The 16,286-nt window shown below is 64.1% G+C and carries 11 protein-coding genes; 6 read left to right on the forward strand and 5 right to left on the reverse strand.

Annotated features, from left to right (window positions below; translation table 11 throughout):
• Positions 1-49: 49 nt before the first annotated feature.
• Complete coding sequence (locus NKK52_RS28090; RefSeq protein ID WP_023685137.1) at positions 50-2,845, reverse strand: [protein-PII] uridylyltransferase; 2,796 nt, start codon at positions 2,843-2,845, stop codon at positions 50-52.
• A 33-nt stretch (positions 2,846-2,878) separates the two neighbouring features.
• Entirely contained in the window at positions 2,879-3,721 is an 843-nt protein-coding gene (locus tag NKK52_RS28095) for a glycosyltransferase family 25 protein (protein WP_023685136.1), read from the reverse strand.
• Positions 3,722-3,897: 176 nt separating this feature from the next.
• Between NKK52_RS28095 and NKK52_RS28100 the strand changes: the two genes are divergently transcribed.
• The 4 genes from NKK52_RS28100 (at position 3,898) to NKK52_RS28115 (ending at position 8,581) form a co-directional block, all read left to right on the forward strand.
• On the forward strand, positions 3,898-6,405 hold the full coding sequence (locus tag NKK52_RS28100) for a heavy metal translocating P-type ATPase (RefSeq protein ID WP_023685135.1): 2,508 nt from the start codon (positions 3,898-3,900) through the stop codon (positions 6,403-6,405).
• Between the two features lie 43 nt (positions 6,406-6,448).
• Positions 6,449-6,832: a CopM family metallochaperone gene (gene copM, locus NKK52_RS28105; RefSeq protein ID WP_023685134.1), complete on the forward strand. Its 384-nt coding sequence runs from the start codon at positions 6,449-6,451 to the stop codon at positions 6,830-6,832.
• 92 nt (positions 6,833-6,924) lie between these two features.
• Positions 6,925-7,770: an aldo/keto reductase gene (locus NKK52_RS28110; protein WP_023685133.1), complete on the forward strand. Its 846-nt coding sequence runs from the start codon at positions 6,925-6,927 to the stop codon at positions 7,768-7,770.
• 52 nt (positions 7,771-7,822) lie between these two features.
• On the forward strand, positions 7,823-8,581 hold the full coding sequence (locus NKK52_RS28115) for an MBL fold metallo-hydrolase (protein WP_023685132.1): 759 nt from the start codon (positions 7,823-7,825) through the stop codon (positions 8,579-8,581).
• 4 nt (positions 8,582-8,585) lie between these two features.
• Here the strand turns inward: NKK52_RS28115 and NKK52_RS28120 are convergent, their stop codons facing one another.
• The 3 genes from NKK52_RS28120 to mutS all read right to left on the reverse strand — a co-directional run bounded on the left by NKK52_RS28120 (position 8,586) and on the right by mutS (position 12,474).
• On the reverse strand, positions 8,586-9,140 hold the full coding sequence (locus tag NKK52_RS28120; protein ID WP_023685131.1) for a TetR/AcrR family transcriptional regulator: 555 nt from the start codon (positions 9,138-9,140) through the stop codon (positions 8,586-8,588).
• 66 nt (positions 9,141-9,206) lie between these two features.
• A complete protein-coding gene (locus NKK52_RS28125; RefSeq protein ID WP_023685130.1) occupies positions 9,207-9,671 on the reverse strand; it encodes a nuclear transport factor 2 family protein in 465 nt (154 codons plus the stop codon).
• 73 nt (positions 9,672-9,744) lie between these two features.
• The gene (gene mutS / locus NKK52_RS28130) at positions 9,745-12,474 is read right to left on the reverse strand and encodes a DNA mismatch repair protein MutS (RefSeq protein ID WP_023685129.1); all 2,730 of its coding nucleotides are present in this window, start codon (positions 12,472-12,474) and stop codon (positions 9,745-9,747) included.
• Between the two features lie 165 nt (positions 12,475-12,639).
• Between mutS and NKK52_RS28135 the strand changes: the two genes are divergently transcribed.
• Positions 12,640-13,821 carry a glycosyltransferase family protein gene (locus tag NKK52_RS28135; protein WP_031204317.1) on the forward strand — a complete coding sequence of 394 codons (1,182 nt, stop codon included), beginning with the start codon at positions 12,640-12,642 and terminating at the stop codon, positions 13,819-13,821.
• A gap of 144 nt (positions 13,822-13,965) precedes the next feature.
• Positions 13,966-16,245: an NADP-dependent malic enzyme gene (locus NKK52_RS28140; RefSeq protein WP_023685127.1), complete on the forward strand. Its 2,280-nt coding sequence runs from the start codon at positions 13,966-13,968 to the stop codon at positions 16,243-16,245.
• Positions 16,246-16,286 lie beyond the last annotated feature (41 nt).

The raw sequence follows: 16,286 nt of genomic DNA on the forward strand, positions 1-16,286 counted from the left end.
GATTGCCTGGATGATTGGGACAAAGGGGGTGATTGGGACAAAGTGATGGTCACTCGGCCGCCGCCTTGGCCTTGCCGCCGCGCTCTGGGACAACGCCTTCAAGCGCCGCGATCAGCCTGGCGTGGATGGTGGCGGTGCGTGCCGGGTTGTCGATCTTCTGCCCCGTAAGGTCGGTGACATAGAAAGTGTCGATCACCTTCTCGCCGAAGGTGGTGATGTGAGCCGAGGCGATGTCGAGCGAGAGATCGGACAACGCACTGGTGATTTCCGACAACAGCCCAGGCCGGTCCAGTCCCTCGACCTCGATCACCGAAAACCGGTTCGACAGCGTGTTGCGGATTTCGGCGCGCGGCGGAATCTTGAACACCTTGGCGCCGCGCCGCGGCCGGGTGCGCTTCTCGATCATCTCCGGCAGCCAGCTCTTGCCCGACAGCACGTCCTCGATCAGCCGGCCGACGCGCTCGGCGCGACGGCGCTCATCCTCATCGCGGTCGAATTCCCGTGAGATCAGGATGATGTCCAGCGCGCGGCCGTCGGACGTGGTGAAGATCTGCGCGTCGACGATGTTGCCGCCGGCGCCGGCACAGGCGCCGGCAATAACCGAAAGCAGGCGCGGATGGTCCTGCGCCAGCACGGTGATCTCGGTCACCGCCTCGAATTGGTGGGTCCTGACCACGGTGGCGAGCTTCTTGCCTGCCGCGTCGGCTTCGCGAATGAATTCGGCATGGCGCAGCTGATCGGGGAGGTCGACCGTCAGCAGATAGTTCTCGTAATGCAGGCCGACATAGCGCTTGCGGGCCTTGTCCGGCCAATCGGCCAGCGCCTCGGCCAGCCGCTCGCGCGCCGCCGCCGTCCGCTTGGCGCGCGACACTTCCGAGAAGCCGCCGGTCAAAAGCAGTTCGGTCTCGTAGTAGAGCGTGCGCAGGAGCTGGCCCTTCCAGCCGTTCCACACGCCCGGCCCGACACCCCTGATGTCGCAGACGGTCAGGATCAACAGCATTTTTAGCCGCTCAACCGATTGCACGATCGAGGCGAAATCCTCGATCGTCTTGCGGTCGTTGAGGTCGCGCGTCTGCGCCGTCATCGACATCACCAGATGGTTCTCGACCAGCCAGGCGACTGTCTCGGTGTCGGCCGCCGACAGCCCCATATGCGGGCAGATGCGGCGCGCGATCCGGGCGCCGGCCTCTGAGTGATCCTCCGGCCGGCCCTTGGCGATGTCGTGCAGCAGCACCGCGACATAGAGCGCCTCGCGGCTCTTCTCTAGCCCCGGCATCAGCGTGTGCGAGAGCGGATGCACCTTTTCGCCGTCGCCGCGCTCGATCTCGGCCAAGACGCCGATGCAGCGGATCAGGTGCTCGTCCACCGTATAGTGGTGGTACATCGAGAACTGCATCATGGCGACTATTCTGCCGAAATCGGGGATCAGCCTGCCGAGCAGGCCGGCCTCGTTCATGCGCCGCAAATTAAGCTCGGCATTGCGGTCCGAGGTCAGGATGTCGAGGAACAGCCGGTTGGCCTCCTCGTCGCGCCGCAGCGACTTGTTGACCAGACCGAGCGAGCGGGTGAGCAGCTTCAGCGCATCGGGATGGAACTCCAGCCCGTGCTTGTCGGCGAACCAGAACAGCCTGAGCAGATTGACCGGGTCGCGCTCGAACACGCTGTCGTCGGCGACGTTGATGCGGTGATTGTCGACAATGAAGTCCGACGTGCCTGCCAGCTTGCGCTTGCGGCGCTGGAAGGTGAGGAAGATGCGGTTGAAGCCGGGCACATGCTTGGCCTGCTCTTCCTCGAGCGCGGCGCAGAAGATGCGGGTGAGGTCGCCGACATCCTTGGCGACGAGGAAGTAGTGCTTCATGAAGCGCTCGACCGCCGACAGACCGGGATGGGTGGTGTAGCCGAGACGTTCGGCAATCTCGCGCTGGATATCGAAATGCAGCCGTTCCTCTGGCTTGCCGGTGAGGAAATGCATGTGGCAGCGCACCGCCCAGAGGAAATCCTCGGCCTTGAGGAATTCCCGGTATTCGGCCTCGGTGAACACAGCCTTGTCGACCAGTTCCTCGCCTGTGCGCACGCGATAGAAGTATTTGGCGATCCAGAACAGCGTCTGCAAATCGCGCAGGCCGCCCTTGCCGTCCTTGACGTTGGGCTCGACCAGATAGCGGCTTTCGCCGGCCTTGGCATGGCGATCGTCGCGTTCGGCGAGCTTGGCCTGCACATATTCCGGTCCGGTGGTGCGCACCACTTCATGGTCGAAGCGGGTGAGCAATTCGTCGAAGAGCTTCTGTTCGCCCCACAGGAACCGCGCTTCCAGGATCGTGGTGCGGATGGTGATATCGCTGCGCGACAGTCTGAGACACTCGTCGATGTTGCGGGTGGCGTGGCCAACCTTCAACCCGAGGTCCCACAGCATATAGAGCATATATTCGACGATCTGTTCGCCCCACGGCGTCTGCTTGTAGGGCAGCAGGAACAACAGGTCGATGTCGGAGCCCGGCGCCAGCGTGCCGCGGCCATAGCCGCCGACGGCAACGACCGCCATGCGCTCTGCGGTCGAGGGGCTTTTCACCCGGTAGACGTGGGTCGCGGCGAACTCGTAGAGGGCGCGGATGATCTCGTCCATCAGATGCGACAGCCGGGCGGCGCATGCCGTGCCGCTGCCATCGTCCATCAGCATGCGCTCGGCAACCTTGCGGCCCTCGGTCAGCCGATCCTTCAGCAGCCGGAGCGCACCGACGCGCGCGCCGGGCTCGGCGCCGCTGGCCGCCGAGATCAGCGCCGTCATGTCGCGGCGCAAAGCCTCGCTGTCGATCAGCGCGTCGAGCTTGAGGGAGATTTTTGCCATGGATTGCCGGTGGGCCTCGCCTTTGCGCGGCGTCTATAGCGCGTTTTCACGGCGCTGTGTATGGGGCGGACGGACGCGTCGGCCGCGATACCAGAAAGGGATGATCATCTCGCGCCGGAGCCGGAAGAGATCGGCGATCTGCCGCGTCAACCGCCTGGTCTCGATCCTTACCTTGGCGGTGATTGGCCTGGGGCGCCGTTTACCTATCCCGCTTGCCACCCATTCCTCTGTTCGCTCCTGCTTGAGCAGGCTTGGCAATCTCACCGGACTGTCGCCGAGGAATTGTGCCTGCAGGCACAATGCTGGGACGAGTTGGTAAATGACCTTGTCGGACGAGGTCGCAAAACGCGGATTGAAGATGAGGTGATCGACGGGAATGCTGATCTCATTCGTTGCCGCAAGAAGGTCCCGCGCGGCCTGTCTGGACAGGATGTATCCCGCCGTACCGATATGGAGCCCGTGCAGTCTGCTCGCAGAAAAACCGTGGCCGCAGGCAACTTGCTTGCGTGAAATTACGGTCCGGTTGAAGAACGTTTCCAACTTGACGATGTCCGCATCGGCGGGAATCCAGCCCGCATCGGCAAGCAAAGCGCCGGCTTTGTCCGGGAAAACGACATCGTCCTCGAAAATCGCCGCGTAAGCATCCTCACCTGCAGCGATCATCGACCAACACTGTTGGTGGCTGAGCAGGCATGCAATCTCGGCGTCGGCCAGACGCAAATGCTTCTTGCCCTGCGGCATTTCGGCCAGATCCGGCCGATCTCGCGCATCGATGGCGGCGACCCGCTCAAACGCGATGCCGATGCGGGCGAACTCCGCCGTTACATGGGCGAGGCGATCGCGGGACCGATCGAGATTGATAATCAGGCATTTCATTTGGGTGGGATCGATGCAGTGGGACGCGCGTCCATAGCATGGGAACAAAGTTGCGTAAGCGATTTTCCCTCGATGTGTGCGATGAGGGCCATGATCGAAAAGTGGAAATCGCCCCTTGACCTTCCAGTTACTGGAAGCACTACCCCCTCACCCAGACAGATATAAGGCATTTTTCGATGGCGCATTCCGAGCATCACCACCACGCGGCCGATGGCAGCTGCTGTGCGGCAAAGGCTGCTGAGCCGGCCGCCGAAGCCGTGGTGCGCGATCCGGTCTGCGGCATGAGCGTCGATCCGGCCGCGGGCAAGCCGACGGCCGAGCATGGCGGCCGTCTCTTTCACTTCTGCAGCGAGGGTTGCCGTACGAAATTCGTCGCCGGGCCCGAAAAATACCTGACCGCCACCGACCCCGTCTGTGGCATGAGTGTCGACCGCGCTACCGCCAGGCATTTTTTCCGCCACGAAGGCCAGGGTTTCTATTTCTGCTCGGCCGGCTGCCAGGCGAAGTTCGAGGCCGAGCCACAAAACTATCTCGGCGACAGGCCGGCGGCGTCGCCGGTGCCGAAAGGCACGCAATACACCTGCCCGATGCATCCCGAAGTGATAAGAGACAAGCCCGGCTCCTGCCCGATCTGCGGCATGGCGCTTGAGCCGATGGGCGTTCCCACTGGCGATGAGGGGCCGAACCCCGAACTGGTAGACTTCACCAGACGGTTCTGGGTCAGTGCGATGCTGTCCGTGCCGCTGCTGATCGTTGCCATGGCGCCGATGCTCGGCCTGACGTTCCAGGCGTTTGTCGACGAGCGCACGATGGTCTGGCTGGAATTCGCGCTGGCCAGCCCGGTGGTGCTGTGGGCGGCCTTCCCCTTCTTCCACCGCGGCTGGGATTCGCTGGTCAACCGCAGCCCCAACATGTGGACGCTGATTTCGCTGGGTGTGGGTGCGGCCTACCTCTACAGCGTCGTCGCCGCACTGTTTCCGGACATCTTTCCGCATCAGTTCCGTGGCCATGGCGGCACCGTCCCGGTCTATTTCGAGGCAGCTTCCGTCATCGTCGCGCTGGTATTCCTCGGTCAGGTGCTCGAATTGCGGGCGCGCGAAAAGACCGGCTCGGCCATCCGTGCGCTGCTCGACCTGGCGCCGAAGACGGCACGGCTGATCGGGGAGGACGGCTCCGACACCGACGTGCCGCTGGATGCGGTCAAGACCGGCGACCACCTGCGCCTCCGTCCGGGCGACGCCGTGCCGGTCGACGGCATCGTAACGGAAGGCCGTTCCTCCATCGACGAATCGATGATCTCGGGCGAGCCGCTGCCGGTCGAAAAAACGAAAGGCGATGCCTTGACCGGCGGCACGCTCAACAAGAACGGTTCGCTGATCATGCGCGCCGAAAAGGTCGGCTCCGAAACGACGCTTTCGCGCATCGTCGAGCTGGTCGCAAAGGCGCAGCGTTCGCGCGCGCCGATTCAAGGTTTAGCCGACCGCGTCTCCTTCTACTTCGTGCCGGCCGTCGTGCTGGTTGCGCTCGCGGCCTTTGCCGCCTGGGCGATCTTCGGTCCCGAACCCAGCTTGATCTTTGCCATCGTCTCGGCGGTCTCGGTGCTGATCATCGCCTGCCCCTGCGCGCTCGGCCTGGCGACGCCGATGTCGATCATGACCGCCACCGGGCGCGGGGCGCACGCGGGCGTGCTGATCAAGGACGCGGCCGCGCTTGAGCGCTTCGCTTCGGTCGACACGTTGATCGTCGACAAGACCGGCACCTTGACCGAAGGCAAGCCTCGCTTGACCGATGTCGTCGCTGCCGAAGGCCTGTCCGAGAATGAATTGCTGGCGCTCGCCGCCGGCCTGGAAAAAGGCTCGGAGCATCCGCTGGCCGAGGCCATTGTCGGCGGCGCCGGCGAACGCGGGCTGACGCTCGTCGAGGCCGGCGGCTTCGACGCCGTCACCGGCAAGGGCGTATCCGGCACGGTGTCTGGCAGGAAGGTTTCGCTCGGCAACGCCGCCATGATGGCCGACGTCGGCATCGACACCGCTTCCCTGTCGGCCAGGGCCGAGGCGCTGCAGGCAGAAGGCAAGACGGCGATGTTCGTTGTGGTGGACAAAAAACTGGCCGGCATTGTCGCGGTCGCCGATCCGGTCAAGGCAACGACAGCCGAGGCGATCAGGGCGCTGCACGACAGAGGCTTGCGGATCATCATGGCGACCGGCGACAATGAATGCACGGCGCGCGCCATCGCCAAAAGCCTTGGCATTGACGAGGTGCGCGCCGGCCTGCTGCCGGAACAAAAGGCAGCCCTTGTCGAGGAGTTGCGTGCGAAAGGTGCCGGCGTAGCCATGGCCGGCGACGGCGTCAACGATGCGCCGGCCCTGGCCAGCGCCGATGTCGGCATCGCCATGGGCACCGGCGCCGATGTCGCTGTCGAGAGCGCCGGCATTACGCTGGTCAAGGGCGATCTCAACGGCATCGTCAGGGCCCGAACGCTCGCCCAGGGGACGATCCGCAACATCCGCCAGAATCTGTTTTTCGCCTTCCTCTACAATGTGCTTGGCGTGCCGGTTGCCGCCGGCGTGCTCTATCCGCTCACCGGCACGCTTTTGTCGCCGATGCTGGCGGCGGCGGCCATGAGCCTGTCTTCGGTTTCGGTCATCGCCAACGCATTGCGGCTGCGGACGTTGAAACTCTGAGCAAAGCCCCCAGATACGAATATCAATCAACAGGAGATCATGGATGACCTTGGCTAAGAAGATCGTGCTTTTGATGATGGCGGCGGGAATGCTGCTTGCCGTTTTCCTCGAAAGCGTCCCGGCGCAATCCGAAGAGATGAAACACGACATGGGCGCGATGGGCGCGCAAGGTCCTTCGACCGACGGCTACAAGGCGGCGATGGACAAGATGCACACCGACATGATGATCGAATATTCCGGCAATGCCGATGTCGATTTCGTGCGCGGCATGATCCCGCATCATCGGGGCGCGATCGACATGGCCAAGGTGGAACTCGCCAATGGCAAGGATCCCGAAATCCGCAAGCTGGCCGAAGATGTCATCGCCGCGCAGGAAGCCGAGATCGCCAAGATGCAGGCCTGGCTCGCCGCCCATCCGGCGAAGTAAGGCAGCAACGGCCATGCCGGAGAGATTCATTCTGGATTTCTCTCCGTGCTTGTGATGCCATTCGCATCGATTACACGGCGCCAGGAGCCCACATGCCATCGACGATAAGAGCCACCACACTGCCTTCGGGCGAGGCCGTCCAGGTGCTGGGACAGGGCACATGGAAGATGGGCGAGGATTCCCGCCGCCGCGCCGGCGAGGTCAATGCCCTGAAGCTCGGGCTGGACCTCGGCATCACGTTGATCGACACCGCTGAAATGTATGCCAGCGGCGGCGCCGAGGAGGTGGTAGCGGAAGCCATTGCCGGGCGCCGCGACGAACTCTTTCTTGTCTCCAAGGTATTGCCGTCCAATGCCTCGCGCGCCGGCGTGGCGCGGGCCTGCGAAAACAGCTTGAAGCGCCTGCGCACCGACCGCATCGATCTCTATCTCCTGCACTGGCCGGGCAGTGTGCCTCTATCTGAAACCGTCGAGGCTTTCGAGGCGCTGAAGGAGGCCGGCAAGATACGCCACTGGGGTGTCAGCAATTTCGACACCGACGAAATGGAGGAGCTGACCGGCCTGTCGTCTGGCAATCATGTCCAGACCAACCAGGTGCTCTACAATCTGTCGCGGCGCGGCCCCGAATTCGATCTCGCACCGTGGAGCCGGCAGCGCGGCATCCCGCTGATGGCCTATTCGCCGGTCGAGCAGGGCGCGCTGGCGCGCAATTCCAGGCTGGAAACCATCGCCGCCCGCCACAACGCCACGGCAGCACAGATCGCGCTTGCCTGGGTGATGGCGCAGCCCGGTGTCATCGCCATCCCGAAGGCGAGCAGCCAGGAGCATGTCCGCCAGAATGTTGCCGCGCTCGACATCGAGCTGACGGCCGAAGACCTCGCCGAACTCGACCGCGCCTTTCCACCGCCGACGCGCAAGCGCGGGCTGGAGATGATCTAGATTGGAACGGGTTTCGACCGGGTATCATCATACGGCGTATAGAGTCGGAGCCATGACGGTCACGTCGCTGCGCGACGGTTACGTCGACATGCCAATCAGGCGGCTGCGCCAGCCCGGAGACCGGACATTCGGTGACAACCTGCCCTCGCATGTACCGCTCGTCGACGGTGCGCTCAGGCTGTCGGTCAACGCCTTCGCCATCGATGACGGCGACGACATCACGCTGATCGACACAGGGGCTTCGAACGCCTGGCACCCGACAATGGGGCACCTGCCCGAGGCGCTGCGCGAGGCGAAGATCGCCACCGACCGGATTCGGACTGTTGCTTTCACCCACACCCATCTCGACCATATACACGGGCTCATCCTTGCCGATGGTGGCGACGGCTTCCCGCAGCTCTCTCGCCTGCTTGTCCCGCGCGCTGAGCTCGGCATGTTTCGCGACGTGGCGAGGCTGGAATGCTTCCACGATCGCGCCCAGCCTCTCGATGCTGGACAGCGCGTCAGCGCTGACATCGATACGATCGGCTCCGCTGGCCATGAAGCCGGCCACACTTGCTTTCGCGTTGTGAGCGCAGGCGAAACACTGTTGATCTGGGGCGACATCGTACATGTGCCGTCGCTTCAATTCGCTCGACCCGAGATCACGTGGGAATTCGACGCAGACCAGCAGCAGGCGAGGGCAAGCCGGTTGCAAATGCTGGCGCTTGCGGCCAACAACGACTGCTACGTCGCCGGCGCGCATCTTGATTCGCCCGGCGTCGGCCGGGTTTTTCGAACCGAGACGGCTTTCCGCTTCGAGCCCTTGTAGCACTCTAGCCGAGCGCCGCCCGCGCCCGTCGCAACGCGCGCGAAAACACTGCGGTGTCGTCGAAGGCGCGCGCCAGCGTGAGCGCGCCCTGGATGGCGCCGACCGTTTCTTCGGCGAGTTCGTCCGCCCTGGCAGCGCTGTGCCCGCTTCGGGTCAGCGCTTCGGCAAGATGCGCCACCCAGCGGCCGAAATAGCTTTTGATCGCAATGGCGAAGAGGTCGCGGGATTCGTCCAGCGCGAAGGCGCCGATCAGGCACACCCGGCGTCCCGAGCGGAAATAGCTGTCGGTCGCTTCGAACATCCGATCGATACCCGTGCGAGGGTAGGCCCTGTCCTGCAACGGCACGAAGACATTCTCCTCGAACCAGCCATCTATATGGGCAATGACAGCCGCCGCCATCTCTTCCTTGCCGCCGGGGAAGAAGTGGTAAAGGCTGCCTTTGCCTAGGCCGGTCGCCGCACCGATCCGCGCCAGGCTCGCCCCTTCATAGCCGTGTTCGCGGAAAACCTCGCCGATGATGGAGAGCAAATCGGCGCGATCGGGCGCGATCCTGCGCATGCGCTAGTTTTTCCGCTTGAGCATGATCTTTGCCGAAAACCGCGACACAGCTCTAGGGATCATATTCTAAAATCCGAGTTCGGACAGGCCGGGATGGTCGTCCGGTCGGCGGCCGAGCGGCCAGTGATATTTGCGCTCACCCTCGGCGATCGGCAGGTCGTTGATGCTGGCGACGCGCCTACGCATCAGCCCGGCCGCGTCGAATTCCCAATTCTCATTGCCGTAGGAGCGGAACCAGTGGCCACTGTCGTCGCGCCATTCATAGGCAAAGCGCACCGCGATGCGGTTGTCGTTCCAGGTCCAGACCTCCTTGATCAGGCGGTAGTCGAGCTCGCGAGCCCATTTGCGCGTGAGGAAGGAGACGATCTCATTTCTGCCCGAGACGAACTCGGCGCGGTTGCGCCAGGTGCTGTCCTGCGTATAGGCGAGCGAAACCCGTTCGGGATCGCGGCTGTTCCAGGCGTCTTCGGCAAGCCGAGCCTTCTGCGCGGCGGTCTCGGCGGTGAAGGGCGGCAGCGGCGGACGGCTCATGTCATTCTCCCATCGGCAAAGGCGATGGCGAGCATTGTACCAAACGGTACAATTGGTCAAGGCCGAAATCGGGCTAGGTTTTCCCCGCCAGCCCCTTCAGCCGGTAGAGCGCTTCCAGCGCCTCGCGCGGCGTCATCTCGTCTGGATTGATCTCACCCAGCGCTGCGCCCAATGCGTCGCTCTCCGCAGGCTTTGCCGCTTCCCGCTTCATTGCCACCGAAAACAGCGGCAGATCGTCGACCAGTCGGTTGGCCTTGCCGGAGACATCGCCTTCCTCGAGCTGATGCAGCACCTCTTTGGCGCGGCCGACCACCGCTTCCGGCAGACCGGCAAGGCGAGCGACCTGAACGCCATAGGAGCGATCGGCGGCACCCTTGCCGACCTCGTGCAGGAAGACGACGTCGCCTTCCCACTCCTTGACCCGCATCGTGACATTGTGCAGTCGCGGCAGCTTGCCGGAGAGTGCCGTCATTTCGTGGAAATGAGTGGCGAAGATCGCCCGGCAGCGGTTCTTCTCGTGCAGATACTCGACCGCCGCCCAGGCGATCGACAGGCCATCGAAGGTGGCGGTGCCGCGGCCGATTTCGTCGAGGATCACCAGCGCCCGCTCACCGGCCTGGTTGAGGATCGCGGCCGTCTCTACCATCTCGACCATAAAGGTGGAGCGGCCACGCGCCAGATCGTCCGAGGCGCCGACGCGCGAGAACAGCCTGTCGACGACGCCGATATGGGCCGATGTCGCCGGCACGAAGGAGCCGGTCTGGGCAAGGATGGCGATCAGTGCGTTTTGCCGCAGGAAGGTCGACTTACCGCCCATATTCGGACCGGTGAGCAGCCAGATGGCGCCGGCCTTGGCACCGTCTTGCGGCGACAGATCGCAATCATTGGCGACGAACGGCCCTTCGCCCGAACGGCGAAGCGCCTGTTCGACCACCGGATGGCGTCCGCCCGAGATGTCGAAGGCGAGGCTGGAATCGACCAGCGGCCGGCACCAGGCTTCGCTCTCCGACAACAGCGCGATCGCCGCCGACACGTCGAGTACGGCGAGCGCATCGGCGCCGGCGCGGATCTTCTGCGCCTCGCCGACCGCCTCAGCCGTCAGCGTATCGAAAGCGGCAAGCTCGATGCTCAGCGCCCGGTCAGCGGCATTGGCGATTTTGGTCTCGAGTTCGGCAAGTTCCGTCGTGGTGAAACGCATGGCATTGGCCATGGTCTGGCGGTGGATGAAGCGTGCCTTGGCGCCATCGCTGCCGGTCATGATCGAATGATGGTTGGCGGTCACCTCGATGTAATAGCCCAGCACATTGTTGTGGCGGATCTTCAGCGAGCGGATGCCAGTCTCCTCGATCAGCGAGCGCTCCAGCCCGGCGATCACCTTGCGAGACTCATCGCGCAGCGCCCGCATCTCGTCGAGCTCGGCATGGTAGCCGCCGCGCACGAAGCCGCCGTCGCGCCTGAGCAGCGGCAGTTCCTCGCCAAGAGCCTGGGCCAGATGCTTGGCCAGCGCACGCGGCAGCGCCTTTATCGCGGCAAGTGCTTCCGTCAATTCATAGGGCAGCGCTGTTGCGGCGAAGATTTCGGCAATGGTGGCCGCCGCTTCAAAGCCGGCACGCAGCGCGCCGAGATCGCGCGGACCGCCGCGGTTGAGCGCCAACCGCGACAGCGCCCGCGGCATGTCGGCGACGCTCTTCAGGCTTGACCGCACAGCCTGGCAGAGCCGCGTCTCGGTGCGGAAGAACGATACCGAATCAAGCCGGGCAGCAATCGCCGCCGGATCGGTTAGCGGCGCCATCAGCCGGTCGGCGAGCAGCCTGGCGCCGCCGCCGGTGACCGTGCGGTCTATAGCCTTGAACAGCGAGCCGTCGCGGCTGCCCGACAGCGTGCGCAACAGTTCCAGATTGCCGCGTGTCGCAGGATCGATGAACAGCGTCGAGCCCTGCTCCTCGCGTTCGGGACGCGACAAAGGCGGCCGCTCGGCCTTCTGCGTCTTTTCGACATAGGCGATGGCGCCCGAGATCGCCGACAATTCGGCGCGCGAGAAGGCACCGAAACTGTCCGGCGTCGCCACTTCGAAGAAGCGCGCGATCCGCCCCGCTGCCGAAGCCGAATCGAAAAGCGACGGCGGCTGCGGGCTGGCGACGCGGCCGATGACGTCGAACACCGGCTTCAGCTCGGGATCGTAAAACACCGGTTCGGCGACGATCAGCTCGCGCGGGTCGACGCGGAAGACATCGGCCAGCAGGCGGTCGGCCGTGGTTTCGGCGACGCGGAAGACGCCGGTCGAGATCTCGATCCAGGCCAGGGCGAAGGCGTCACCGCTGTTGCCGCCCTTCACCCGCCCTAGCGCCATCAGGAAGCTCGATTCGGACGGCGCCAGCAATTTATCCTCGGTGATGGTGCCTGGCGTCACCAGGCGCACCACGTCACGGCGTACGACCGATTTGCCGCCGCGCTTCCTGGCTTCCGCCGGGTCCTCGATCTGCTCGCAGACGGCAACGCGAAAACCTTGGCCGATCAGCTTTTGCAGATAGTCGTCGGCCGCATGCACCGGCACGCCGCACATCGGAATGTCGTTACCCTGGTGCTTGCCGCGCTTGGTCAGGACGATGCCCAGCGCCTTGCTCGCCTTTTCGGCGTCGTCGAAGAACAGCTCGTAGAAATCGCCCATGCGGTAGAACAGCAGCGAATCCGGGTTCGCCGCCTTGATCTCGATAAACTGCTCCATCATCGGCGTGACGCTGCCGACGGGCGCAGGCGGTGTCACCTCTGGGGCGTCGGTTTCTGCTGAAGTGTGCATGTTCATGCCCGCACGCTAGCAGATGTGGGTGCGGGGTTTAATGCCGGCGGCTCGAAAAGCAGGGGACGACCGGCCTCGACGGCGGCTTGTGCTCCCTCTACGCCGGGTGAAGCCGTTGGTTGCTTCGGGCGACAACCAGACCCTATGATCGCCCTGGCGGGGATAGGCGGCATGGATCAGGACAAGCAGGAAGGGTTCGAGGAACTGGTCGGTCCGGCTGGATCGACCGCCACGCGCCTGTTGCTTTTGGCGGCGCGGCGCGTGCATCGGACCAAAAGCAAGCTGCGCGGGTCGGTGCGCAAACGCGTTCCCTTCCTCCTGCCGACACGGGGACCGCTGTCCGATCTCGATGGCGGCATCGAGATGTCGCTGCATGTACTCAGCCGCGACCCGCTGGTGCTCTATGTCCCGATCGGCGGAGCCCGTCCGCTCTATCCGCTGGCGGCCCTTGGCCGGCGCCTGGCGGGACGGCGCGTCACCTTCCTGACGATGCAGACCTGGACCATGGAGCGGCCGGCTGTCATCGCCCGGATGGGCCGCGATCTCGCCTGGTATGCCGGCCGGTTTCCGCTGCACGAAATCATCTTCCTGTGCAACACCGAGGAAGAGCGCCGTCTCGTCGCGGCTGCGGGCGGCAATGCCATCTTCTCCAACCACAATCTGATGGTGTCGGAGGATATATTCCGGCCGCTGCCGGACGTGCCGGTCGAATTCGACGCGGTCTACAATGGCCGCATCTCGCCGATCAAACGCCATCACCTGGCCTTCGACATAGAGCGGCTGGCCCACATCACCTATTCGATCGGCGAATTGCCGCCGGTTGCCGCCCGCGCCTTTGTTCGACGACTGCAGGCGCGTTCGCCGCTCCACCAGATCGCCAATCCGCTCGTCGACGGCTGGCCGGGCAAGCTGACGGCGCAACAGGTCAACCACGTCTACAACCAGGCCGCCGTCGGGCTGTGCCTGTCGGCCGTGGAAGGAGCGATGTACTCCTCGATGGAATATCTGATGGCCGGCCTGCCGATCGTCAGTACGCCGAGCCTTGGCGGTCGCGACGTCTATTTCGATCCGGATTATTGCATCGTCGCCGATCCGGAACCGGCTGCCATTCGCCGCGCCGTCGAGACGCTGCGAGATCGTGCCATACCGCGTCAGCACATCCGCCGCCGCACGCTGGAGAAGGTTCACGCCCAGCGCATCGAACTCATGGCGTTCCTGACTGCATTGCTGCGGCGCAAGGGAAGCCGTGCGCCACCCATCGAGACGTGGCCTTTCCCCGGCACAGACGGCATGATGCGACGGGGAACGGTGCGCGAAATCGCTGCCTTCGTCAGCGAGCCAGAGCCGACGTGACGCCATCCGACCCTCGGGAGATTTCGCTGCGGGCGTGAAGATCGCTTGGCGATTTACAGCGGTGGCGTGTAGCCTTGATTCAGACGTTTCAAAAACACGCACCCGTCTCAAGGGGGCGACACCGGCGAGGAAATCAAAAGCATCATGGCCAAGAAAACCGAAAACAGCGGCCCCTCCGTCAGCGCCGAGGAGGCGCTGGAATTCCACGCCATGGGCCGCCCCGGCAAGCTGGAGATCGTCGCCACCAAGCCGATGGCGACGCAGCGCGATCTGAGCCTCGCCTATTCGCCGGGTGTCGCGGTTCCTGTGCTGGCCATCGCCGAAGACCCCAGCCGCGCCTTCGACTACACGACGCGCGGCAACATGGTCGCCGTCATCTCCAACGGCACCGCCATTCTCGGCCTCGGCAATCTCGGCGCGTTGGCCTCCAAGCCGGTGATGGAAGGCAAGGCGGTGCTGTTCAAGCGCTTCGCCGATGTCGATTCCATCGATCTCGAGGTCGACACCGAGGATGCCGACGAATTCATCAATTGCGTGCGCTTTCTCGGCCCGTCCTTCGGCGGCATCAACCTGGAAGACATCAAGGCGCCGGAATGCTTCATCATCGAGCAGCGCCTGCGTGAATTGATGGACATCCCGGTCTTCCATGACGACCAGCACGGCACCGCCATCATCTCGGCCGCCGGGCTGATCAACGCGCTGGAGATCACCGGCCGCGACATGAAGACCACGAAAATGGTCTGCAACGGCGCCGGCGCCGCCGGCATCGCCTGCATCGAACTGATGAAGGCGATGGGCTTTGCCCCCGAGAACATAATCCTGTGCGACACCAAGGGCGTCGTCTACCAGGGCCGCACCGAAGGCATGAACCAGTGGAAGTCGGCGCATGCGGTCAAGACCGACACGCGCAGCCTGGCCGAGGCGCTGGACGGCGCCGACGTCTTCCTCGGCCTGTCGGCCAAGGGCGCATTGACCACCAAGATGGTGCAGTCGATGGCCAAGAACCCGATCATCTTCGCCATGGCCAATCCCGACCCGGAGATCACGCCGGAGGAAGTGGCCGAAATCCGCACCGACGCCATCATGGCCACCGGGCGTTCCGACTACCCCAACCAGGTCAACAATGTGCTGGGCTTCCCCTACATCTTCCGCGGTGCGCTGGATGTCAGGGCCACCACCATCAATGACGACATGAAGATCGCCGCAGCGAGAGCGCTGGCCGACCTGGCGCGCAAGGACGTGCCCGACGATGTCGCCGCCGCCTATCAGGGCAACCGGCCGAAATTCGGCCCGAACTACATCATCCCGGTGCCGTTCGATCCGCGCCTGATCTCGGCCATCCCGCTCGCTGTGGCCAAGGCGGCGATGGAGTCAGGCGTCGCCCGCAAGCCGATCCTCGACCTCGACCGCTACGCGCAGGAACTGTCGGCCCGCCGCGACCCGATCGCCTCGACCTTGCAGCGCATCTACGACCGCGTCCGCCGCCAGCCCAAGCGCATCGTCTTTGCCGAGGGCGAGGAAGAACAGGTGATGCGCGCCGCCGTCTCCTATGTGAACCAGAAGCTCGGCACCGCGATCCTGCTCGGCCGCGACGATGTCATCAAGGAAAACGCCAGGCACGCCGGCATCGACCTCAACAAGCAAGGCATCGAGATCATCAATGCCAGGCTGTCGCGCCGCAACGGCATCTATACCGATTATCTCTACGAGCGCATGCAGCGCAAAGGCTTCCTGTTCCGCGACTGCCAGCGGCTGATCAACAACGACCGCAACCATTTCGCCGCCTGCATGGTGGCGCTGGGCGATGCCGACGGCATCGTCACCGGCGTCACCCGCAACTATTCCACGGCGCTCGACGATATCCGCCGCGTCATCGACGCCAAGCCCGGACACCGCGTCATCGGCGTCTCCATCGTGCTCGCCAGGGGCAAGACCGTGCTCGTCGCCGATACCGCCGTGCACGACATGCCCAATGCCGAGCAGATCGCCGATATCGCCGAGGAGGCCGCGGGCTTCGCCCGCCGCATGGGCTACGAGCCGCGGCTCGCCATGCTTGCCTATTCGACCTTCGGCCACCCGCAGGGCGAACGTTCCGAGCGGGTGCAGGAAGCGGTGCGTATCCTGGACAAACGCCGGGTCGATTTCGAATATGACGGCGAAATGGCCGCCGACGTCGCGCTCAATGCCCGCGCCATGGCGCAATATCCGTTCATCCGGCTGACCGGCCCTGCCAATGTGCTGATCATGCCGGCGTTCCACTCGGCCTCGATCTCGACCAAGATGCTGCAGGAACTCGGCGGCTCCACCGTCATCGGCCCGCTGCTGGTCGGCTTGAACAAACCGGTCCAGATCGTCTCGCTCAACGCCAAGGATTCGGACATCGTCAACATGGCTGCGATCGCGGCCTATAGCGCGGGAGCCTGATTGGCGGCAAAATAGCCAACCCATAAGAGATTGATAATATT

The sequence above is a fragment of the Mesorhizobium sp. C277A genome, assembly GCF_040324395.1.
GTDB lineage: Bacteria > Pseudomonadota > Alphaproteobacteria > Rhizobiales > Rhizobiaceae > Mesorhizobium.